The 23,113-nt window shown below is 27.8% G+C and carries 21 protein-coding genes and 1 riboswitch; of the genes, 16 read left to right on the forward strand and 5 right to left on the reverse strand.

Annotation, left to right across the window (positions count from 1 at the left end; translation table 11 throughout):
- The first annotated feature begins 235 nt into the window (after positions 1-235).
- From DIC82_10720 to pepT, 10 genes are all read left to right on the forward strand, one after another.
- On the forward strand, positions 236-2,614 hold the full coding sequence (locus DIC82_10720) for an alpha-glucosidase (protein ID AWK51474.1): 2,379 nt from the start codon (positions 236-238) through the stop codon (positions 2,612-2,614).
- Between the two features lie 459 nt (positions 2,615-3,073).
- The gene (locus DIC82_10725) at positions 3,074-4,237 is read left to right on the forward strand and encodes an NADH-dependent alcohol dehydrogenase (GenBank protein ID AWK51475.1); all 1,164 of its coding nucleotides are present in this window, start codon (positions 3,074-3,076) and stop codon (positions 4,235-4,237) included.
- Between the two features lie 272 nt (positions 4,238-4,509).
- The gene (locus DIC82_10730) at positions 4,510-5,367 is read left to right on the forward strand and encodes an LD-carboxypeptidase (protein ID AWK51476.1); all 858 of its coding nucleotides are present in this window, start codon (positions 4,510-4,512) and stop codon (positions 5,365-5,367) included.
- A gap of 28 nt (positions 5,368-5,395) precedes the next feature.
- Entirely contained in the window at positions 5,396-5,587 is a 192-nt protein-coding gene (locus tag DIC82_10735; protein AWK53071.1) for a hypothetical protein, read from the forward strand.
- Positions 5,588-5,623: 36 nt separating this feature from the next.
- Positions 5,624-7,363, forward strand: coding sequence for a DUF342 domain-containing protein (locus DIC82_10740; GenBank protein AWK51477.1), 1,740 nt, complete (start codon positions 5,624-5,626; stop codon positions 7,361-7,363).
- Between the two features lie 89 nt (positions 7,364-7,452).
- Positions 7,453-7,554: riboswitch (purine riboswitch) on the forward strand.
- A gap of 339 nt (positions 7,555-7,893) precedes the next feature.
- The gene (locus DIC82_10745) at positions 7,894-9,243 is read left to right on the forward strand and encodes a purine permease (protein ID AWK51478.1); all 1,350 of its coding nucleotides are present in this window, start codon (positions 7,894-7,896) and stop codon (positions 9,241-9,243) included.
- A 2-nt stretch (positions 9,244-9,245) separates the two neighbouring features.
- On the forward strand, positions 9,246-9,818 hold the full coding sequence (locus DIC82_10750; protein ID AWK51479.1) for a xanthine phosphoribosyltransferase: 573 nt from the start codon (positions 9,246-9,248) through the stop codon (positions 9,816-9,818).
- Positions 9,819-10,115: 297 nt separating this feature from the next.
- A complete protein-coding gene (locus tag DIC82_10755) occupies positions 10,116-10,526 on the forward strand; it encodes a hypothetical protein (protein ID AWK51480.1) in 411 nt (136 codons plus the stop codon).
- Position 10,527: 1 nt separating this feature from the next.
- Positions 10,528-10,986: a hypothetical protein gene (locus tag DIC82_10760; GenBank protein ID AWK51481.1), complete on the forward strand. Its 459-nt coding sequence runs from the start codon at positions 10,528-10,530 to the stop codon at positions 10,984-10,986.
- Positions 10,987-11,082: 96 nt separating this feature from the next.
- Positions 11,083-12,300 (forward strand): peptidase T, encoded by a 1,218-nt coding sequence (pepT, locus tag DIC82_10765; GenBank protein AWK51482.1) that lies wholly within the window; start codon positions 11,083-11,085, stop codon positions 12,298-12,300.
- 252 nt (positions 12,301-12,552) lie between these two features.
- On the opposite strand, the gene DIC82_10770 is transcribed toward pepT, so the two are convergent.
- The gene (locus DIC82_10770) at positions 12,553-12,807 is read right to left on the reverse strand and encodes a hypothetical protein (GenBank protein AWK51483.1); all 255 of its coding nucleotides are present in this window, start codon (positions 12,805-12,807) and stop codon (positions 12,553-12,555) included.
- A 260-nt stretch (positions 12,808-13,067) separates the two neighbouring features.
- Between DIC82_10770 and DIC82_10775 the strand changes: the two genes are divergently transcribed.
- A complete protein-coding gene (locus DIC82_10775; GenBank protein ID AWK51484.1) occupies positions 13,068-14,825 on the forward strand; it encodes an RNA helicase in 1,758 nt (585 codons plus the stop codon).
- A gap of 124 nt (positions 14,826-14,949) precedes the next feature.
- On the opposite strand, the gene DIC82_10780 is transcribed toward DIC82_10775, so the two are convergent.
- On the reverse strand, positions 14,950-15,201 hold the full coding sequence (locus DIC82_10780) for a hypothetical protein (protein AWK51485.1): 252 nt from the start codon (positions 15,199-15,201) through the stop codon (positions 14,950-14,952).
- Between the two features lie 115 nt (positions 15,202-15,316).
- Between DIC82_10780 and DIC82_10785 the strand changes: the two genes are divergently transcribed.
- The gene (locus DIC82_10785; GenBank protein AWK51486.1) at positions 15,317-16,030 is read left to right on the forward strand and encodes a peptide ABC transporter ATP-binding protein; all 714 of its coding nucleotides are present in this window, start codon (positions 15,317-15,319) and stop codon (positions 16,028-16,030) included.
- Between the two features lie 412 nt (positions 16,031-16,442).
- Positions 16,443-17,534 carry a phosphoribosylpyrophosphate synthetase gene (locus tag DIC82_10790; protein AWK51487.1) on the forward strand — a complete coding sequence of 364 codons (1,092 nt, stop codon included), beginning with the start codon at positions 16,443-16,445 and terminating at the stop codon, positions 17,532-17,534.
- A 444-nt stretch (positions 17,535-17,978) separates the two neighbouring features.
- Here DIC82_10790 and DIC82_10795 read toward each other — a convergent pair whose 3' ends face one another.
- Positions 17,979-18,248, reverse strand: a complete 270-nt coding sequence (locus tag DIC82_10795; GenBank protein AWK51488.1) for a hypothetical protein — start codon at positions 18,246-18,248, stop codon at positions 17,979-17,981.
- Between the two features lie 579 nt (positions 18,249-18,827).
- On the opposite strand from DIC82_10795, the gene DIC82_10800 reads away from it, so the two are divergent.
- A complete protein-coding gene (locus DIC82_10800; protein AWK51489.1) occupies positions 18,828-19,730 on the forward strand; it encodes a phosphohydrolase in 903 nt (300 codons plus the stop codon).
- Positions 19,731-19,753: 23 nt separating this feature from the next.
- Complete coding sequence (locus DIC82_10805) at positions 19,754-20,041, forward strand: DUF503 domain-containing protein (protein AWK51490.1); 288 nt, start codon at positions 19,754-19,756, stop codon at positions 20,039-20,041.
- A gap of 172 nt (positions 20,042-20,213) precedes the next feature.
- On the opposite strand, the gene DIC82_10810 is transcribed toward DIC82_10805, so the two are convergent.
- On the reverse strand, positions 20,214-21,002 hold the full coding sequence (locus tag DIC82_10810; protein ID AWK51491.1) for a histidinol-phosphatase: 789 nt from the start codon (positions 21,000-21,002) through the stop codon (positions 20,214-20,216).
- A gap of 183 nt (positions 21,003-21,185) precedes the next feature.
- Positions 21,186-22,214 carry a 3-deoxy-7-phosphoheptulonate synthase gene (locus tag DIC82_10815; protein AWK51492.1) on the reverse strand — a complete coding sequence of 343 codons (1,029 nt, stop codon included), beginning with the start codon at positions 22,212-22,214 and terminating at the stop codon, positions 21,186-21,188.
- A 398-nt stretch (positions 22,215-22,612) separates the two neighbouring features.
- On the opposite strand from DIC82_10815, the gene DIC82_10820 reads away from it, so the two are divergent.
- Positions 22,613-23,083 (forward strand): GNAT family N-acetyltransferase, encoded by a 471-nt coding sequence (locus DIC82_10820; protein ID AWK51493.1) that lies wholly within the window; start codon positions 22,613-22,615, stop codon positions 23,081-23,083.
- Positions 23,084-23,113 lie beyond the last annotated feature (30 nt).

A 23,113-nucleotide genomic window follows, 5' to 3' on the forward strand; every position in this document is an offset into this window, starting at 1 on the left:
CAGCAGAATTGTGTTAGTATTAGCTGTAAATTTGCAAGAAATTTAGATATTATCACTATATAATAACATTATAATGATATTCAAAAGTAGATACAAATAAAAAATAAGCACAGAGTGAAATTAAAAACTTTTTAAGAAAGATAAGATCATTTTATAAAAATTATCCATTACTATTTAAAATGTGGTATAGCCACTTTGTTATTATCTTGTATAGATTTAATTGGAGGAGAGAGTTATGAAAAAATGTAAACAAGAAAATGATATCTTTGGGAAATTATTAAGTTATGAAGTTGATGGGAATGTAATTAATATTAAATTTGAACAAGAAAAGGTTTTTATAAAAATAATAAGCGCTCATATTATTAATTTTTTTGCTCCTTTATTTAGGGAAGAAAGAAATTCTAAATCAGTTGAAAATCTAAAAGTTAGCCATTGTGACTTTGAAATTGAAAATATAGAAAAAGGAATACAAATATCTACAGGAAAATTATTAATTAAGATATATGATGAATTTAAAGTTGACATTTATGATAAAGAAGAAAAATTATTATGTGCAGATTATAGAGGTGAAAAAGAGCCATTTATAAGAAGGACTGGAGATTATGAGGTTGCAGAGGCTGAAGGTCACAATCTAAATGGAAGTTTTGATTGTAAAGTATATGTTTCAAAGAAAATGGAAGAAGATATGTATTTTTATGGACTTGGAGAAAAGAGTGGTCATTTAAATAAAAGGGGATATCACTATGTAAACTGGAATACAGATAATCCAAAACCTCATGGTGAAACTTTTGATAGACTTTATAAATCAATTCCATTTTTAATTACACTTAATAAAGAAAATGCATTTGGCATATTTTTTGATAATCATTTTGAAACTCATTTTGATATGGGAAGAGATAATTCTAAATATTACTATTTTTCAGGAGCAGATGGTAACTTAGATTATTACTTTATTTATGGACCATCAGTTAAAAAGGTAGTTGAAGGATATACTAAAATTACTGGAACAATGCCTTTACCTCAAAAGTGGACACTAGGATATCAACAATGCAGATGGTCTTATGAAAATGAAGAAAGACTTATGGAAATTGCAAATAGCTTTAGAGAAAAAGGAATACCTTGTGACACATTATATTTAGATATAGATTATATGGATGGATATAGAGTATTTACTTGGAATAATGAAAGATTCGAAAATCCAGAAGTCATGATTAAAAAGTTAAACAGTATGGGATTTAAAGTAGTAACTATAATAGATCCAGGTGTTAAGGTGGATAAGGGATATAAAATCTATGATGAAGGTCTTAAAAATGGATATTTTGCAACTGATAATCAGGGAATAGTATATAGAAATGAAGTTTGGCCAGGTGATTCTGTTTATCCTGATTTTTTAAATTCAAAGACACGAAAATGGTGGGCAGAAAATCAAAAGGTAATGACAGATATTGGTGTTAACGGTATTTGGAATGATATGAATGAACCAGCAAGTTTTAAAGGTCCTCTTCCTGACGATGTTATGTTTAATAATGATGGAATACCAGTAACTCATAAAGAAGCACATAATGTATATGGACATATGATGGCTAAAGCTACTTATGAAGGATTAAAAAAAGAGACTGGAAAGAGACCATTTATAGTAACTAGAGCATGTTATGCAGGAACACAAAAATACTCAACTGTATGGACTGGAGATAACCAAAGTACATGGGAACATTTAAGAATGTCAATTCCAATGCTCATGAATCTTGGACTTAGTGGAATGGCTTTCTGTGGAACTGATGTAGGTGGATTTGGACATGACTGTAGTGCAGAGTTATTAAGTAGATGGGTACAAGTCGGAACATTCACTCCACTATTTAGGAATCATTCATCAATGGGAACACGAGATCAAGAACCTTGGGCTTTTGATAAAAATACAGAAGAAATTAATAGAAAGTATATAAAGTTACGTTATAAATTACTTCCATATATTTATGATGCAATGTGGAATTGTAGTAACTGTGGTGCGCCACTTATAAGACCACTATTATTTAACTATCAAAATGATAAAAATACTTATGAAATTAATGATGAATTCCTTTGCGGAGATAATATTTTAGTTGCACCAGTTGTTGAACAAGGAATAAAAGCTAGAATAGTATATCTTCCAAAAGGAGAAACTTGGATAGATTATTGGACAAAAGAAGAATATAAAGGTGGACAAAATATAATTAAAGAAGCACCTCTAGATAGTTGCCCAATATTTATTAAAGGAGGAACTTTAATTCCAATAGCTGAGGAACAAAACTATATTGGTGAGAAACAAGCTGATAAATTAACATTAGAGGTTTACTTAAGCAATGAAAATACAGAAACAAGATATCATCACTATATAGACGATGGAGAAAGCTTTAAATATCAAGCAGGAGAGTTTAGTCATTATAAGATAAAGGTAACAACCGGTGATAAGGTTGAAATAAAAGTTAAAATAATAGATCATAAATATGATGATAAGTATGAAGATATAGAATTTATTATTCATAATTTAAATGGAAAGATTGTAAATGTCAATGGAGAAAATGTGGAAATTATAAATGGAAAAGCTATTATTTCTAATAAAATAGCTTATAATTAATATTTATATAGTTAGTAGTTAAGTGTTGTATGAATTTAAATTAGTATAGCATTTAACTGCTTTAAACGTTAGCTAGAGTATAGTCTATTTTTTACATGGATGTGTAATTTCAGCACAAAATTTATACCCACTATTCTTTGTATTTCTTTTTAAAATAACTGAGAACTTGTTAAATCTAAACTTCTGTATTATATATAGTATAAAAGTATTTAATTGCTAAATAATATAATGTGAGAATATAAAAATTTTGAGTTAATTGTTTTCATATAAAAAACAATATAGGAATGATGTAAAAGGTGACTAATCATATTGCAACTGACATAATAGAAGATTATATTGTGAATATAATAAGTTATTTTTGCTTAAGTGGAGACTATTAAAACAAACTATTGACTTATAGTTAACTCTAAGGTGTAACATATAATATATATAACTAAATCATAAAAGGAGAGAGTATTTATGGAAAATTTCAATTATTCAATACCAACAAAAGTTTACTTTGGAAAAGGACAAATAGAGAATCTTGCAGCTGCAATTAAAGAATATGGAAATAAAGTTCTTATAGCTTATGGCGGAGGAAGCATAAAGAAAATTGGATTATATGATCAAATGACTAAAATTTTAAGCGATAATGAAATATCTTATGTTGAGCTTTCAGGAGTTGAGCCTAATCCTAAAATTGAAACTGTTAGGAAAGGAATTGAACTTTGTAGAGAAAATAATGTAAATGTTGTTCTTGCCGTAGGTGGAGGAAGTACTATTGATTGTGCGAAGGTTATTGCAGCAGGTGTAAAATATGATGGTGATGCTTGGGATTTAGTAACTAATCCAAATAAAATTGATAAGGTTTTACCTATAGTTACAATATTGACACTATCAGCTACTGGTTCAGAAATGGATAGTTTTGCAGTAATTTCTGATATGAATACTAATCAAAAGCTTGGCACAGGCCATGAGAATATGAAGCCAAAGGCTTCAATTTTAGATCCAGAATATACTTATTCAGTACCTAAAAATCAAACAGCAGCAGGAACAGCTGATATTATGAGTCATATTTTCGAAAACTATTTTAATCATACACAAGGTGTAGACATTCAAGACAGTACAGCAGAAGGATTACTTAGAGCTTGCATAAAATATGGAAAAGTAGCAATAGAAGAACCTACTAATTATGATGCAAGAGCAAACTTAATGTGGGCATCAAGCTGGGCTATTAATGGATTAATATCTTATGGAACAAATTCACCATGGGTTGTACATCCAATGGAACATGAATTAAGTGCATTTTATGATATAACACATGGGGTAGGTCTTGCAATACTAACACCTCATTGGATGAAATATTCTTTAGATGATACTACTGTTAATAAATTTGCACAATATGGAGTAAATGTTTGGGGAATAGACAAAAACTTAGATAATTTCGAAATAGCAAATATTGCAATAGAAAAAACAGCAGAATTCTTTAAGGAACTTGGAATTCCAAGTACTTTAAGAGAAGTTGGAATTGAAGAAGAAAAATTTGAAATAATGGCAAAGAAAGCTATAAATCCATACTTTAAGTATGCATTTAAACCACTTGATGAAAATGATATAGTTAATATTTATAAAGCAGCATTTTAAGTATATAGATACTAACTTCTAAGTTGAATTATATTGGTAATTATAAAAGCACTAATTGTTAATGTTCAATTCTAAATGATTAATAATTAAGCCTTGGCAATTGAATATTAAGCATTAATTCTTAAAACATGTGGAGTGTTTGAATTTTAAATATATATAATTTTAATTAAATCATAATAGTTATTAATTTAACTTATTATGGTTTAATTTACTTTGTGTTAATATCTGGTATATAATCAAAGCATATTTTGATGTATCAAAGGAGTAGATTTATGAGCTTATTAAATTATGGTGATAAAGTAGCCATTGTTGCTTGTTCTAACGGATTGGATGAAAGTAACATAATAAAGATGAAAAAATTAGAAACTACATTAAATACTATTGGTCTTAAAACTGTATTCAGTGAAAAAATATATAAAAAAATTTCTAATTTCAATGGAACTGGTGAGGAAAGAGCTAAAATTTTGATGGATTTTTTTAATGATTCTAGTATCAAAGCTATATTTGATGTGTCTGGTGGAGATTTAGCTAATGGAATTTTGGAGCATTTGGATTTTGAAATTATGAAAGATAATCCTAAACCTTTCTTTGGATATAGTGACTTATCTGTAATTATAAATTCTTTATATTCAAAAACAGGAATGAAAACTTATCTGTATCAAATAAGAAATTTAATAGAAGTTAATAAGAATAAACAAATTGAAGACTTTAAAAATACATTTATGAGTAGTGGTAATGAACTTTTAACTTTTAATTATCAATGGATACAAGGAAATTCCATGAATGGAATTGTTGTGGGAGGAAATCTTCGTTGCTTCTTAAAACTTTCAGGCACAGAATATATGCCGGATTTTCAAGATAAAATTATATTTTTAGAAAGCTTAGGGGGAGATGTGCCTAAAGTGACCACATATTTAACTCAATATAAACAAATTGGTGTATTTAAAAAGGTTAAAGGAATAATACTTGGAAGTTACACAGAAATGGAAAGAGAAAAATATTCTCCAAGTGTAGTAGAAATAATAAAAGAAATTGTAAATAATCCTAATATGCCAATTGCAAAGACAAATGAAATTGGACATGGAAAAGATTCAAAATGTATAATCATCGGTGGAAGAATAGAACTATAATGTGGTGATTTATGGATTTGCAGGTTTTATGACTATTGTTTTATTAATTGGAGTAACTGGATTTTTCGGAAAGTTTGGTATGTCAAAAATGGAAAACAGTGTGCAAGAAATGTATATTAATAATCTTCAACGTATTGATGAAATACACATCATTAAATGTAATTATTTACTTGTTCCTTTTAAATATAAATGCTATATTAAAAGAGAACGAATTTTTTAACAAATTTTGTATTAGTTTTTATTTTGGGGGATAAATATGCAAAAGGATGAAGGAGCTAAAGTTGTTAATGGGGAAATAATAGTTGTGGATAGTTCAAATGAAGAACGCATAACAATAAAAGCTCGTAAGAATATAAAATTATTTATTAATGATAAAGAATGTGAGATTCATAAGGTATATGAAGTAACTTCAAGTGACAAAATAACATATAATTGTGAAAAAACTCAATCTAATAGGAAAGCAAATGTAATTATTTCTGAAGACAAAATGAAAGCATATATAACTGTAGAGTATATACCTGAAATTGAGTACAAACTAAAAGATAGGGAAGCCTTTTTTAATTTAGCTATCTCTACTGAAATCATATCTCAAAAGGAACCAGAACATTTTACAACTTTTGAGTTAAAGGCAATTCTAAAAGAAAAGGGTATAGTCTATGGAATTAAAGAAGATCAATTAGAATTAGCAACAGAAGGCTCTGTGAAAGAAATTTTAATTGCAGAAGGTAAAAGCCCTGTAAAGGATATACCTAGTGAAGTAAAGTTATTTTTTACGCCAACTCAAATTATGTTTCCAGAACCAGATTCTAAAGAAAAAGTTGATTATAAAAATCTATTTAGAATTTCAAATGTTAATGCAGGCGATAAAATTGCAGAAATAGTTCCAGAAGTGATTGGTGAAGATGGAATTAATATATTAGGAACAGTGATAAAGAGAGAGTATATTAGAAAAATGCCAATAAACACTTCAAATGGATGTAAAGTTGAAGATAATAATATTATAGCAATTATTGATGGAAAAGCTCATATAGCAAATCGAAATGTTAGCGTTAACCCCATCTATACTATAGAGTCTGTAAATATGAATACTTGTAATATAAAGTTTTATGGAGATATAGAGGTTTATAATAGCGTTGATGACAATATGTATGTTAAGGCAGGCGGTTCTTTAGATGTAAGTCAAAATGTTAATACTTCAAGTGTAGTTACTGGTGGAGAAATAACTATACTCGGAAATGCAATTAATTCGAAAATTTTATCAGGACAAATTGATATAAGAAAAAAGGAATATTCAGATGTATTAGTTGAATTTAAAGATATTGTATTAAACATGATTAATGCTATAAATTCGCTAAATCCTAATAAATCAAAATTTGAAACTAGCGACTATATAAGAACTTTAACTGAAAGAAATTTTAGTAATTTTCAAAAAGTAGCTTTAAATATAGTATCATTAAATATAAAAAATAAAATAAAGCATAATAAACTAGTTGATTTTATTAAAGATAAAGTACTAGGATATAATATCTTAAAAATGAACACTTTAAATGATTTATATAACCTAATTAAGATATTAGAAAATGAAATAGATTATTATGAAAAAAATATAATAGTTCCATTAGATATACGAATAGGATATTGTCAAGATTGTGAGATAAAATCTACAGGAAACATTATAATAGGAGGAAAAGGAGAATACATATCAAAACTTACTGCAATGAAAGACATACTTTTTACAAGGTCTGATTCTGTTGCAAGAGGTGGAATATTATGTGCTGGTGAAAATATTAGTGCAGGAATTGTAGGAAGTAAAGCAGATATACCTACAACACTAATTGTACCTAAATTTGGGAAAATAAGTGTTGCTGTAGCATTTAAAAATACAATATTTTGCTTTGGAAAAACAAAAATGATTCTAGAAGAAACCTGTGAAAATATTAATGCTCATTTTAATGAAGAAACGAGAAGAATTGAAATTGGTAAGTCATCATCGTAATAATAAAAATATATAATATGAAGAAAAAGACTTTAACAATGAAACAACTAAATTATTTGTATAAAAAGAACGAATATGATATAATGAATAATCAGTTCATACAAAAAACTCGTATATTTCCGATAATATGGTTGGAAAGTTTCTACCTGCTATCCATAAATTAGCAGACTACGAGGTAGTGTTTTAGTGTTAAGTATTATTAAAGATATTTATCTAGAAATACAGCACCTCATTTATATTGGAGGTGCTTTTTATTTTGGAAAAATTTACTTGAATAGTATATTTGTAAGTTGCTATTTTTATCTGATGTCTAGCCGCTGTAACACTCCCACTTCTATAAGTGGGAGATAAGTGAGAGTCCAAATCTTGTATTTGGTTAGTCGAACTTATTCAAATCACATTAGTGGTTGTATAACAGCGGCACGACTCTAGATAAGTTCAACTAAGATTCAGATGGGGATTAAACCCCACCTGAATCAAATTTCACTTGATGTATGGGTGAATTTTTTATATAGGAGATTGATTATAATATGAAGCTCAGCAACAAGGACAAGTTAGAAAAAACTGATTGCACTATTAATGAAAATAGTGAACTTCTTTATGGGATTAACGACAAACCTAACTTATCAACACAAATTTTATTGGGTTTTCAGCATATATTTGCTGCTTTTGGTGGAATTATAGTGGTTCCATTAGTCATTTCAAGTGCATTGGGATTTGATGCGACTATATCAACAGCACTTATGAGTGCAACAATATTAGCGGCTGGAATAGCAACATTTATTCAATCAAGAGGAATTGGTCCAGTTGGAGCAAGAGTTGCATGTATAATGGGAACCGATTTTACATTTGTAGCACCTTCAATTGCTATTGGAAGTGTTTATGGAATGCCAGGAATTATAGGTGGTACTATACTTGGAGCATTTGTATCAGTATTTTTAAGCTTTATAATAAAACCGATAATGAAATTATTTCCACCACTTGTTACAGGTACAGTAATAACATTAATAGGATTAACTTTGCTTCCAGTATCAATGGATTGGGCAGCTGGTGGAAGTGGATCACCAAATTATGGGGGATTAATCAATATTTCAATAGCGATGAGTGTAATGATTATTACTTTACTTTTAAACAGATATGGAAAAGGCTTAGTAAGCAGTGCTTCAATATTAATTGGAATGGTATTTGGATATCTTATTTGTATTCCTCTTGGTATAGTTGACTTTTCAGCAATTAGTGAAGCAAAATTCATATCATTTCCTAAGATATTTTCATATGGAGTAAATTTTGATTTGAAATTAGTAATTCCGTTTATACCAGCGTATATTGTTTCAATTATTGGAACTGTGGGGTGTCTTAAGGCTATTGGAGAAGTTTCAAAAGTTGAAATGGATGATAAAAGAATTGGAGCTGGAGTATTATCAGATGGTATTGGAAGTATGATTGCAGGTGTCCTTGGAACTTTTCCAAATACATCTTTTAGCCAAAATATTGGATTAATTCCTTTAACAAAAGTAGCAAGCAAATATGTTGCTATGATGGCAGGTATAATACTAATTATCTTGGGATTTCTTCCTAAGCTTGCAGCTTTAATAAATATAATGCCACAGCCCGTTTTAGGTGGGGTTGGGATAGTTATGTTTGGAACAGTTGCCGCATCGGGGATTAAAACGTTAAGTAACGTAGAATTAAACAATCGTAATTTATTAATAATAGCAACATCAATAGGACTTGGAGTTGGTGTTACATTTCGTCCAGAGTTTATAAGTCAATTCCCAGAGGGGTTAAAGATGATTTTTTCATCAGGGATTTCAACTGGAACTATTGTTGCATTAATATTAAATTTAGTTTTAAAAGAAGAAAAGAGTGGAGTGAAGTAGTAATGGAAAGTTTACATAAGCGTATATTAGAAGAAGGTCAAGCGTTATCAGAAAGTGTATTAAAAGTTGACTCATTTTTAAATCATCAAGTTGACCCAGCATTAATGTATGAAATGGGTACATATTTTAAAAATTATTTTGAAAATCATAAGGTTACAAAAATATTTACAATAGAAAGTTCAGGTATTGCACCAACTGTGATGACAGCAATGCAAATGAATTTACCTATGGTTACATTAAAAAAGCAAGGTTCAAAAATTCTAAATGGTGATGTTTATCAAACAACAGTACATTCATATACAAAAGATTTAAATTATGAATTGACACTATCTAAAAAATACATAGATAAAGATGATAATATATTAATTATAGATGACTTCTTAGCAAACGGGGAAGCAGCACTTGGTGCAGCTCGTTTAGTAGAAGAAGCAGGAGCAACTGTTGCTGGAATAGGTATTGTAATAGAAAAATCATTTCAAAAGGGTCCACAAATGTTAAAAGATAAGGGTTATGATGTTTATTCATTAGCAAGAATAGCTAAATTATCAAAGGGAACTATAGAATTTGTAAAATAATTATATATAGATAAAAAATCGTGGCTTGCTGTCACGATTTTTTGTTTTATTTGAGTACTTTTTTGAAATAATAATCTTATTTTTAGTTATATTATTCACACACATTACTATTTCATCTTATTTGATTTTGCTAAAAATAGTGCAAAGTCTATAAATAAATAAATAAAAACACTTAACAATTTATGCTTATAATGTGAGCTGAGAGTGAGTATATTAAAAAATGTTTAAGAATTAGGTGAAATGCTATATAATAAAGTTAAATATAATTAATAAATTTATACTTATATGGAGGATAATATGTTTTTAAGAGAGTTTAAAATTAAAGATAAAGACAAAGACAACATAATTGCTTTAGCTCTTTTCGGTAGTTATAATACACAAGCATGGATAAAAAATAAAAGCGATATAGATGTATTAATATTATTAAATGAAAAGAGAGATGTTTCTTTTGAATTTGAATTAGAAGATGAACTAATTCCATCATTAGAAGAATTTTTTAAGTATAACAATATTCATTTAACTTTCTTATATATAAATGAATTTGATTCTTCTTTAGCTAGGTGTTATATAGATAGTCAAGATAAGATAATTATTGATTATAACAGGGAAATTGACTTTAGACTGTATATAAATAAATATTTAAGAAATAATGAATGGCTAGATTCTTTAATAAAAGAGGATACAAAATTATTAAGGAGGCAAAAATAAAATGTCACCATATTATAAGTATAAAAAAGAAAGATTAGAAAAAAAATTTTATGTAGCTAAAGATACGCTTTCTCTACTTAGAGGTGCTATGAAGGAGTTTAACAATACAAATTCTATTTTTTTGAAACGATCGATTTTAGGATATTTTCAAGACTTTACAGAATATATAATTGATATGTCTGAAACCTATTTAGTAATGACAGATAATTATGTAGATGGGTGTTCAGCTGTAGAATTAATAAAAAGAGCACGGATTCATAATTTTCTGGAAGATACGTTGAGTGAATTTTTACTGAAAATTATAAGATTAAGAAATAGATATACTCACGATTATTATAAGAGAGATGGTATTGAAGAAGATATATTTAAATGTTGTTTTTCAGAAATAATGTATATGGAAATATTTTTAGAAGTTAGTGATACAGAAATACATCTAAAAAATATAGAAGATAAGAAATAAGAGAAAACTTATATAAAATTTAAATATAAGAATAAAAAAATCATAAGTGAGATTTCATTTATGAAGATTATATGTAATTAGAAGGAGAGAAAATATATGAAAGCCTATGAACGTTTATTAAAATATGTTGGGGTATACACAACATCAGATGAAAATTCGGATACACATCCAACAACTATAAGACAATTTGATTTAGCAAATATACTTGTAAAAGAAATGAAGGAACTTGGGATTCAAGATGTTAAAGTTGATGAAAAGTGCTATGTGTATGGTTATATTCCAGCAACTAAAGGATATGAAGAAAAGTTAAGTATAGGACTTATAGCTCATATGGATACTGCACCGGCAGCTAATGGAAACAATGTAAAACCACAGATAATTGAAAATTATGATGGAGGAGATGTGGTTTTAAAAGGAAACAACAGCATTTTATCTCCAGAGAGATTTCCTCATTTGAAAACTTTAAAGGGTAGAACTCTTATTACTACTGATGGAACTTCATTACTTGGTGCTGATGATAAAGCAGGTATTGCTGAAATACTTACAGCATGTGAATTTATAATGAAAGAAAATATTCCTCATGGAAAAATATGTGTAGGATTTACTCCAGATGAAGAAGTAGGACTTGGAGCACATTTCTTTGATGTAAAAAACTTTGGTGCAGATTTCGCATATACAATTGATGGTGGCATCGAGGGTGAAATTTCTTTTGAAAACTTCAATGCAGCAGCTGCTAAAGTAGAAATTAGTGGTGTATCAGTTCATCCAGGGTCTGCAAAAAATACAATGATAAATGCTTTAAATGTAGCTATTGAGTTTAATTCAATGTTACCTGCATGTGAAAGACCAGAACATACAGAAGGATATGAAGGATTTTATTATTTAGAGAAGCTTAGTGGAAATACAGATAATGCAACTATGGAATATATTTTACGTGATCATAGTGGTGAAAAATTTGAAATTAAAAAATCAATGATACAATTAGCAGAAAAACTTATAAATGAAAAATATGGTGAGGGGACAGTAAAAGTTACAATAAGAGATCAATATAAAAATATGGTTGAGCTTATAAAACCTTGTTTTCATCTTATAGATAACGCCACAGAAGCTATGAAAAGTTTAAATGTCACACCAGTTATAGAACCAATTCGTGGGGGTACAGATGGAGCAACTCTAAGTTATATGGGATTACCTTGTCCAAATCTTGGAACAGGTGGATTTGCATATCACGGAGAATTTGAACATATTACAGTAGAAGGTATGGATATTTGCACAAATATTATTGTTGAAATATTAAAAAGGTATGCCCATTAATAAAGGCACGAAGTGCAACCAAGAACTTATCACATTAGAAAAGGTGCGTCAGCACAACCAAGAACTTATCACATTAGAAAAGGTGCGTCAGCACAACCAAGATCCTATCCAATTAATAAAGGCACGAAGTGCAACCAAGAACTTATCACAATAGAAAAGGTGAATATATAAGGCTAGAGAGTAATTCTCTAGCCTATTTTTTTGAATCAATATATCTAGAAATAAAAAAGAATAACTTATTTAGATATACTATTATTTTCTATTATATAAATAATTCTTGTGTATAGAATCAAAGAAAAAATTAGTTATTTTTTCATTAATTTCATCATTATGTGTAGAGGTAATAATATTTTCTTCAGATTTATAAGGATGAATAGGTTTATTTACTTCTATTTTCTCAGCAGGTTTAAAAGGTATTATTTTCGAATCATTAATTATGATATTTCCACCTTCATTTATAATAGAATATCTTCTTCCATGTATATATTTTAAGTACATAACATCCATAAATAACACCACCTTTTATATTATTGACACTAATCTGAAATGAATGTAAAACTTATTGATTATTTAATATATGAATTTAATTTATGGAATATTACATAATAACTTAGAGCATTTTTAGCTAGCAAAACTAAGAGTATGGTATAATTTTCATGTAATTATATAAAATAAGAATAGATAGAAGAATATTTTAAAGATTAAATATGTAAGGAAATATGAAGATCATAAGTAAAAATAGAAGTTTTGTATATGGAGTGGAATAAATGAAAAATAATGCAGCACAAAGAGATTTTAAAAAATATAAAAGTCAAATAAATCAAATAGAAGAAATAGTAGAACATTCAAAACCAGGAGCACTTATAGAACATGAAAGTTCATTAAGAAAGAAACTCAAAAAGCTTAAAGAATTAGAAAATCAAAACTTAAAAGATTTTAATGATGTATGTGAGAGGTATGAAGAGATATTAGAAAATGTCTCAAAGAGAATGCTGGATTCTTATAATAAAAATAATAATACTGAATTTGATTTTTATGAAGTAGTACGTGGAAATTATAATAATTTTTTAAATCAAGGATTAATGACAATACTGACAAAACAACACATACCTAAATTAATAGCAAAAGAATTTGAAGAGAACTTCCCAAGCAATCCTAAAGATGAATATATTAAAGCTAGAAGCATGAAGAGAAAGTTTTATATACATTTAGGTGATACTAATACTGGCAAAACATATAATGCGTTAGAGCGTCTTAAAAGTGCAAAAAAAGGTGTATATTTATCACCACTTAGAATTCTTGCTTTAGAGAATTTTGAAAAACTTAATAAAGAAGGAGTAGTTTGTGACCTTTCAACTGGGGAAGAAGAAATTATAAATATTGGCGCTACTCATATTTCATGCACAATTGAAAAAGTTAACCTAAAAGAACATTATGATATAGCTGTAATTGATGAAATTCAAATGATTAGAGATCCATTTCGAGGGATGGCATGGAGCAAATCAGTACTAGGCCTTCAATGTGACGAAATACATATATGTGGGGCTGCTAATGCAAAATTTATATTAGAGACAATATTAAATGATTGCAAAGATGAATATGAAATAAAAGAATATAAAAGAGCAATCCCATTAGAAGTTGAATATAAAAACTTTAGTTATAAAGATACTAAAGAAGGAGATGCTATTGTAGTTTTTTCCAAAAAAAGAGTCTTAGAGATAGCACAGGAGTATTCTAGCAAAGGTATTAAAGCAAGTATAATATATGGTGATTTACCACCAGAAGTTAGGAAAATGCAGTACGAACAATTTGTAAATAAAGAGACAAAGGTACTAGTGACTACTGATGCGATAGGAATGGGAGTTAACTTGCCAATAAGAAGAATTGTATTTATAAGTATAAGAAAATTTGATGGAGAAGAAGTACGAGAATTAACTTCACAAGAAATTAAACAAGTTGGAGGACGTGCAGGAAGAATTGGTATTTATGACACTGGATATATTGCAAGTATAGGTGGAAATGCAGATATAATTAAATCTAAACTAGAGGCTGAAGATGAAATTATAAGAGAAGCTGTCATTGGGCCATCAGAAGCAATCCTTAAGATTAGAAGTTTACCTTTAAATGAAAAGCTTGCTCTTTGGAGCACTCGCGAAGAAAAATTAGATTACTATACAAAAATGGATATTAGTGAGTATATTTTGATTTTAGATAAAATAAAGAAATATAAACTTAGAGAAGATATACAATGGGATTTATTGAAAGTTCCATTCGATGTTACAAGAGATGAATTAATGAATACATTTTTAGACTATGTAGATGAGTTATTTGTAAACAAACAAAAAGAATTATTTATACCACAGTGCTATAACGGAAATTTAGATGATTTGGAAATATATTATCAAAAGATAAATATGTATTATTCATTTTCTAAAATATTTAATTTAAAAATGGATGTAAATTGGGTTTATGATGAAAGAATTAAAATAAGCGAAGAAATAAATGAGATACTTTTGAAAATTTAATACTAAATTCTATGGAAAGACCAGATATAGTGAGTTTTGGAGATGTTGCAATTAGAAGAGGTATGATGAAATTATATGGTCTTTCCAATATTACAGAGGAGGAATTTAGCAGATAAAAAAATAATTATTCTTTATATTGTTCTTTAGCATTTGTTAATTTCAATCCACTACAAAAACTATCACAGACAGCCCAGTTATCAATTTTAGGAATAAAGTTATATACATATTGAAGAATAGTCTCAATATCTGTATTCACATATCCAATAACCATACCTTTTAATATAATTTCCTCAAAATAATCATTTGGTGAAGTACATAAAAATTTTCCCCAATCATTTTTAGCTAATTCTTTAGCAAGGTTTCTAAGAAGAGGCATACGTACACCTATAATATTATTAACCCCAATAATATAAAGTTGGAAACTTAGATTATATAGTATTTAATAAAGTAAAATTAAATTTTTATATTGATGAAATAGGGGAGGGAGTTAATTGAATAATAATATCATTGAAATGAGGAACATTACAAAAAGTTTTTTTATAGGAAAATCAAACCAGTTAGATATTCTTAAAGGTATTAATATTAATATAAAAAAGGGGGAATTTGTAGCTATTGTTGGTGCATCTGGATCAGGTAAAAGCACTTTAATGAATATTATAGGTGCCCTTGATAGACAAACTTCAGGTGAATATATTCTTAATGACATAGATATTAGCCAAATTAATGACAATAGTTTATCAGAAATAAGAAATAAGAAGATAGGCTTTGTCTTTCAAACTTCTAATTTGATACCTAGAACAAATTCATTACAAAATGTAGAACTACCAATGCTATATTCTGGAGTAGATAGAAAAACAAGAAGAAATCGAGCTAAGGAGCTCTTACAATTAGTAGAGATGGAAGATAGAATGACTCATCTACCAAATGAGTTATCAGGTGGACAAAAGCAAAGAGTTGCAATTGCTCGTGCTCTTGCTAATGATCCTGATATTATACTTGCAGATGAACCAACAGGAGCCCTTGACTCAGAAACAGGAAGATTAATTATGAATATATTTCACAGTATTCACGAAACACAAGGAAGAACCATAATATTAATAACTCATGAAATGAAACTTGCAAGTGAAACTCAAAGAATAATAACGTTAAAAGATGGACAAATAATAGATGAAAAAAATAATGTTTCTAAAAAGTATATAGTCTAAATTAATTATTGACAAAATTCGAGATTAATTGGCGTTATATATAAACGTTTTAATGCATTCATGTATAGTACCACTTTATTTTATTAAGTCAAATTTTAGAATAAATTCAAAAAACTTAGAAAATAAGAGGAATAATATTATTAAATTTTAATAATATTAGCAATAATATATTTATATCTATATAAAATTAGGGTATAATTTATTTGTTTGAGATTTTTTTAAGAAAATAATAATCATACTTATTAAGTGAAACTTTTCAAGTGGAGTATCATACTCTAGTTGAATTTAGTTATAATTGTACCCACAAAGGGCACTTCGTCTAGTGTTATGCAGTTTTTAACTGCCATTTAAACAATTTGGCAAGTTAGAATAGCTATATATTAGATAGAATAATTAAAAAAGGGGAAAACAAATGAGCGAATTAAATCATGAACTTGGAATCATAGCACTAGAAAGTTGTACAGAGATAGGTAATGCTATAGACAGGTATATCCAAAAGATTAGAAATTCTAATGAATCATTCTTAATACCACTTAATGAAATCAGATTTTCTAATGGAGAAGGAAAAGTTAAAATTTCTGATTCTGTTAGAGGAAAGGATATTTACATTTTATGTGATGTTGGAAATTATAGTTGCACATATAAAATGTTTGGAATGGAACATCATAAAGCTCCTGATGAACATTTTCAAGACATTAAGAGAACAGTTTCAGCTATTAAAGGTAAAGCAGAAAGATTAACTGTAATAATGCCACTTTTATATGAATCAAGACAACATAGAAGAAAAGGTAGAGAATCTTTAGATTGTGCAATAGCGCTTCAAGAACTTGAAAGATTAGGTGTTGATGAAATTATTACTTTTGATGTGCACGACCCTAATATTCAAAATGCTGTTCCACTTTTATCTTTTGAAAACTTTTATCCAACTTATGATATAGTAAAATCAATTATATCTAAGGAAGAAACATTCGAACATAATAAAGAAAAACTACTAGTAATCAGTCCTGATACTGGTGCTATGGATAGAGCTATTTATTATTCAAGTGTTTTAGGTGTTGATGTTGGTTTGTTTTATAAGAGAAGAGATCATTCTACAATAGTTAATGGAAAAAATCCTATTGTTCAGCATGAATATGTGGGAAGAAATGTTGACGGAAAAGATGTTTTAATTGTTGATGATATGATAGCATCTGGAGAGTCTGTTCTTGATATTGCTAGAGAATTAAAGAGTAGAAATGCAAGAAATGTATATGTGGCTTCAACTTTTGCTTTCTTTACAGAAGGACTTGAGAAATTTAACAAAGCTCATGAAGAGGGGTTAATAACAAGAATATACTCTACTAATTTAACATATATACCACAAAACTTAAATGATGCACCATGGTTTAATTCAGTTGATATGTCAGAATTCTCAGCTAGAATAATAAATAGATTAAATCATGATGATTCAATTGCTAAATATATGGATGCAACAACAATAATACATAAATTGTTAAATAAATAATATAAATTTATTTAAGCAGGAATTCAAGTGATATACTCCCTTTGTAGCGGACAGTTAAAATAATAAAACTGTTTCTATGAAGGGAGTATTTTTCAATTTAAATTTAAAATCAATCTCAAAATAAAGAACAAGTAATCATAGATTTTGGTTCTCTGGCGGTAATAAAACAATGCCAGATCCAAGAATAGGGCCAATTATAAGTCCACAAAGGGTTATAAGTCCAATATTTTTGTTCATATGTTCCTCCTAGTAGTATTTTTGGTAGAGTATGTATCTTATAGTATCATTTAGGCGTGCATTTATAAAATTTGAGAGAGTTTCTACAAAGCTAAACAACTAGAAACTGTACTAAGAATTTTTTATAGTAAATATACAAAAAGGTCATGAAGCATGACGCTTCATAACCTTTAAAAAACTTTATTTAATTAATACTGAATTTCTATATTATAAAAAAGTTCTTCTAGAAGCTTTTAATTGTAAATCAGTAATATCTCTAAAATAATAATTATCATTGCAAGGTTTGCAAGTATCAGAAACCTCATCATAAACATATTTTGTAGGTGCAAATATTGAATTTAAAAAAGATTTACATCCTTTAATAAGAGAATTTGAGAAATCTAATAAAATATTTGAAGCTTTATTATGAGTAATACCTTTAACAAAATGATAATGGATTAAGTTAGATTTTGAGTTTTTAATAATTCTATAGTTCATAATAATCCCTCCAATTTGTAAACGTTTATAAAAGTGTTTCTTTAATCTACTTCTATACTCATACTATAATCCATTCTAAACAAAATTACATCTTTCTAAAAATAGAAGTTTGTTAAAAATATATAAGTAATATTAACTATATTTATTTAAATATAGTTGGTATTGCATTTATAATAAGGAAAGCTTGTAAATACTTTATAATTAATAAAAATAATAGAATTTAAAATATTTTTTTGAGTAATACTTGTCATTATTTCTATTATAATAATATTTATTATGAAGGTAATGTTACTCTAATAACATTATCTTCTGATATTTCTGACAAGACTAAGGCAGTGATGAAAGAATCTAAAAAATATTTAAGAATCCCCCTATATTTCTATTTAGTAATTCTCTTTTTATAAAAATATAGTATTAAAATAAATATAAATATTTCTTTTACGCATACTATATATGTTACAATTGACAATTGAAGAACAAATTTCTATAAGGCTTTATCTGTAAATGTAAATTGTAAACTATATATTAGAGTGTAGATTTGAGGCCTATATAAGAAAATAACTAATTTGGAGGAAAAAAATGAATACAAAAGAGAATTTTTTAAGTGACATGAAAAGTGGAGAGACTATAAAAATATCATTAATGGTAATGAAAATAATATTTAAAGACTCCGACAAAGCTGTATGTATATTAGCAGACAAAAGTGGAGAAATAAAGGCTAATATATCAAATAAAAATGGCGATATTAAAGAAGGAAGAGTCATAGACATTGAAGGAATTAAAGATGGTAAACTTGATGTAAAAAAATATGAATTTATTTCAGAGTATGATGTTTCAGATTATCTTCCAACGTTAAATAGACCAATTCAAGAGATTATGGAGGAAATTGAATTATATACAGATAAATATATAATTTCAAGGGAAGGCAAAGCTTTAAATGATTATTTCTTTAAAGATGAAGAATTTTTAGATAAGTTTAAAAGGGGTATAGGTGGTGTATCAATGCATCATAACTATATAGGAGGACTCGCAGAACATACTTTAAATGTAATGTACATAACTATAATGCTTTGTGAAAGGTATGATTGCAGAAGAACAGAAATGGCAGTTCTTGGTGCAAAGCTTCATGATATTGGTAAGATTTATGAATTATATTATGATGGTCCTTTCAAATATACTCTTAGAGGAGAAATGGAAGGTCATATTGTTATTGGTGCAGAGTTAATAGATAAGGCTATTAGGGAAAATCCTTCATTCTACTCAGAGGATTTTGCTATGAGAATAAAGGGATGTATTATTCAACATCATGGAAAGCTTGAATATGGTTCTCCAAGAGAAATGAAAATGGAAGAATCATTCATAGTCAATTATGCTGATTCTATAGATGCTACTATGAACAAGATTTCTCAAATGAAAGATAAAACAGAATATGGCAATTGGTCAGAATATGATAGAAGAATTGACACTAAATTATATTTATAATTAAAAGAGAGTGTGAGGAATATATGAATATTTTAATTATGGAAGTTACTCTAAGAGCATCATGGGTACATTCATTAAAAGAAAAAAGAATGGTTGTTAAAAGTATAGTCCAAAAACTAAAAAATAAGTTTAACATATCAGTAGCAGAAATAGAGAATCAAGATATTCATAATACAATAGTTATTGGAATCGCAGGTATATGTGCAAATTCATCACAATCGGATTCTACAATGGAGCATATTATAACTTTTATAGAATGTAATACAGATGCAGAAATAGTTGATGTTCAAAAAGAAGATATCAGAAATTAAAATATTTTATTAGTGTTTAGCCAAGAGAAATTTCTCTTGGTTAAAATTTTGAATCAAAATAGCATAAACAGATGTATAAATTTATGCATCCATAGAATAAGGGGAAATAAAAATGAAAAAATATATTAAAAATTGGTGGGAGAGAGCAGGGAAATGGAAGATGAGATTTTAATTATAAAAGTCTTCCATTATTTTTCCTATTATCATATGTAGAGACATATTTAAAGCCAATATCTTTTAACATATCATATATATAACTAATATTTTCACCGACTCTATTACAACTATGAGCATCAGAACCTACAGTTAAAATTTCACCTTTAAGATCTTTGTACATATGTAATATTTCTAGCTTTGGGAAAAGTAAATTATTAGATAAGCCGGAAGTGTTTACTTCAAGTCCTTTTCCCCTAGAAATTATTGTTTTCAAAATATCATATATGTAGTCCTTATAATCTTCAAAATTATATACATTGTCAACTTTAAAAGCATATCTTTGAACAATATCAAGATGTCCAAGGATATCGAAATCTCCCATTTGCACAAAAGCTAAAACTTCCTTAAAATAAGTCTCATAAGTGTATCGAACACCGTTTTCAGAAATATTTGTATTAAAGCCTTTTCCGCCTAGATTATGTATTGAGCCTATTATAAAGTCTAAATTATGTTCTTTAAAATATTTATCAAAATCTTCTTTGTAAAGGTGATATTCACTAACTTCTAATCCCCTTTTTACATTGATTTTTCCATGATATTCACTAGAAAGTTTTTGTATTTCATTTTCATAGTCTTTAAAATCAAAGAAATTATAACTAATATCTTTAGGATCAAAGCTAATATGTTCTGTTATGCATATTTCATTTAACTCCATAGAAATAGCTTTAAGTATAATTTGTTCAATGGTTTGATTCCCATCAAAAGAATATTTTGAATGTAGGTGGTAATCACTTAAGTATCTCATTTGTATTTATCATCTCCGTTATGTTAATTCTTAATTATAAAAAAATTTAAGAATTAATTTTTTCAAATTAACAATGGACGATTATTAATCGTCCATTGTAGGTATTAAAAATATATATTTAAGAAAAGCCAGTTGGCTTTTCTTCCTTAATTGTTAACTGTTCATTGCTAACTGCTAACTGAATTAAACTTGTTCAGCCATATAATAAAGTAACTTTTCAGTAGCTTCCCAACCTAAGCAAGGGTCAGTGATTGATTTACCGTAAATATGGTCATCAACTTTTTGAGTTCCTTCTTCTATGTAACTTTCTATCATAACACCCTTAACTAACTTTTTAATATCGCTATTATATTCTCTGCTATGAAGTACTTCTTTTACTATACGAGGCTGTTCAGCAAATTTTTTCATAGAATTAGCGTGATTTGCATCAACAATTACTGCTGGATATGGAAAATCAGCTTCACCATAAGCTTCAGCAACTCTTACTAAATCTTCATAATGATAATTAGGAATATTATTACCATGTTTATTAACTGATCCACGCATAATAGCATGTGCATATGGATTACCAGTTGTATTAACTTCAGTATGTCTATATAAGAAGTTATGTTTTGCATGTGCTGCTTGAATTGAATTAAACATTACTGATATATCGCCACTTGTTGGATTTTTCATACCAACAGGAACATCAATTCCACTAGCTGTAAGTCTATGTTGTTGATTCTCAACACTTCTTGCTCCAACAGCTACATAAGATAATAAATCATCGCAATACATATAGTTTGAAGGATAAAGCATTTCATCAGCTGGTGTAAGATGAGATTCTTCGATTGAACGAATAAACATCTTTCTAATAGCTATTAATCCCTCAAGGATATTAGGTGATTTTTCTGGATCTGGTTGATGAAACATCCCTTTATATCCTTCACCTGTAGTTCTAGGCTTATTTGTGTAAATTCTAGGAATAATAAAAAGTTTATCTTTAACTTGTTCATTTACTTTTGCTAGTCTACTAATATAATCACAAACTGAATTTTCGTCATCTGCTGAACAAGGTCCTACAATAACAATAAATTTGTCGCTATTTCCAGCAAATATTTCTTTGATTTCTGCATCTCTTTCAGCCTTAATCTTTTGTAGATTATAAGCTAGAGGAGTAATAGCTTTAATTTCCTCTGGAGATGGTATTTTTCGTACGTTTATAAAACTCATTATAAAAGCCCCCTAAAAATTATGTAATATATATCCAAAGGGAAAACTACACATATACATATCCCCACAAAATAATGGTATAAGTGCGATTTGAAATTTGGATATCTATATAACTATATAATTATTGTAATTTCTAGTCAAGTTTCAATATAATTTAAAAACCAATTATTTTGTAAATTCTAAAAAGAATATTAATTTACTATTAATAATTTAGCGAATACATCTTTTTATTACTTTGGCTATATTTTAAATTTAGATATTGTATAATGTTATAAAAATATTAATAAGGTTAATTGTGATATTAAAGTAAATGTATTTTAAAAGTTAAATAATAGTATATTTACGAAATATGCTATAATAATTTCATACGCCTTATAACACACAAATGGAGGTACTTTATGTTAATTAGAGAAATAGAAAAAAGAGACAATGAACAAGTGGAATCACTTATCAGAACTTGTTTAATAGAATTTGGAGCAAATAAGCCAGGATGTGCATGGGAAGACCCTAATTTGGGATGTTTTTATGAAGTTTATCAAAATGAAAAATCTAAATATTGGGTTGTTGAAGATAATAATAAGATAGTAGCAGGTTGTGGTATTGGTCCATTAACTAATACAGAAAATATATGTGAATTGCAGAAAATGTATTCTTTAAAAGAGGTAAGAGGTACTGGAATTGCAAATGAATTACTAAAGATTTCTTTAGAATTTGCGAAAAAGCATTATCAAAAATGTTATCTTGAAACTTTTGCTAATATGGTGGCAGCGAATAAGTTTTATAGTAAGAATAAATTTATTCAATTAGAAAAACCAGTAGTTGAAACAGAACATTATGCTTGTGATGTATGGTATATAAAAAATTTATAATATAAAAGCATCATATCTTTATACTTTTAT

Source organism: Clostridium beijerinckii (assembly GCA_003129525.1).
Classification (GTDB): Bacteria; Bacillota; Clostridia; order Clostridiales; family Clostridiaceae; genus Clostridium; species Clostridium beijerinckii_D.

Bases quoted from the DNA above. Each gene is read 5' to 3' on its own strand.
- DIC82_10815 (AWK51492.1), bottom strand. From the start codon at position 22,214: ATGAGTTTTATAAACGTACGAAAAATACCATCTCCAGAGGAAATTAAA.
- pepT (AWK51482.1), top strand. From the start codon at position 11,083: ATGAAAGCCTATGAACGTTTATTAAAATATGTTGGGGTATACACAACA.
- DIC82_10750 (AWK51479.1), top strand. From the start codon at position 9,246: ATGGAAAGTTTACATAAGCGTATATTAGAAGAAGGTCAAGCGTTATCA.
- DIC82_10720 (AWK51474.1), top strand. From the start codon at position 236: ATGAAAAAATGTAAACAAGAAAATGATATCTTTGGGAAATTATTAAGT.
- DIC82_10740 (AWK51477.1), top strand. From the start codon at position 5,624: ATGCAAAAGGATGAAGGAGCTAAAGTTGTTAATGGGGAAATAATAGTT.
- DIC82_10775 (AWK51484.1), top strand. From the start codon at position 13,068: ATGAAAAATAATGCAGCACAAAGAGATTTTAAAAAATATAAAAGTCAA.
- DIC82_10790 (AWK51487.1), top strand. From the start codon at position 16,443: ATGAGCGAATTAAATCATGAACTTGGAATCATAGCACTAGAAAGTTGT.
- DIC82_10760 (AWK51481.1), top strand. From the start codon at position 10,528: ATGTCACCATATTATAAGTATAAAAAAGAAAGATTAGAAAAAAAATTT.
- DIC82_10805 (AWK51490.1), top strand. From the start codon at position 19,754: ATGAATATTTTAATTATGGAAGTTACTCTAAGAGCATCATGGGTACAT.
- DIC82_10730 (AWK51476.1), top strand. From the start codon at position 4,510: ATGAGCTTATTAAATTATGGTGATAAAGTAGCCATTGTTGCTTGTTCT.
- DIC82_10800 (AWK51489.1), top strand. From the start codon at position 18,828: ATGAATACAAAAGAGAATTTTTTAAGTGACATGAAAAGTGGAGAGACT.
- DIC82_10810 (AWK51491.1), bottom strand. From the start codon at position 21,002: ATGAGATACTTAAGTGATTACCACCTACATTCAAAATATTCTTTTGAT.
- DIC82_10745 (AWK51478.1), top strand. From the start codon at position 7,894: ATGAAGCTCAGCAACAAGGACAAGTTAGAAAAAACTGATTGCACTATT.
- DIC82_10770 (AWK51483.1), bottom strand. From the start codon at position 12,807: ATGGATGTTATGTACTTAAAATATATACATGGAAGAAGATATTCTATT.
- DIC82_10780 (AWK51485.1), bottom strand. From the start codon at position 15,201: ATGCCTCTTCTTAGAAACCTTGCTAAAGAATTAGCTAAAAATGATTGG.
- DIC82_10795 (AWK51488.1), bottom strand. From the start codon at position 18,248: ATGAACTATAGAATTATTAAAAACTCAAAATCTAACTTAATCCATTAT.
- DIC82_10725 (AWK51475.1), top strand. From the start codon at position 3,074: ATGGAAAATTTCAATTATTCAATACCAACAAAAGTTTACTTTGGAAAA.
- DIC82_10820 (AWK51493.1), top strand. From the start codon at position 22,613: ATGTTAATTAGAGAAATAGAAAAAAGAGACAATGAACAAGTGGAATCA.
- DIC82_10735 (AWK53071.1), top strand. From the start codon at position 5,396: ATGACTATTGTTTTATTAATTGGAGTAACTGGATTTTTCGGAAAGTTT.
- DIC82_10755 (AWK51480.1), top strand. From the start codon at position 10,116: ATGTTTTTAAGAGAGTTTAAAATTAAAGATAAAGACAAAGACAACATA.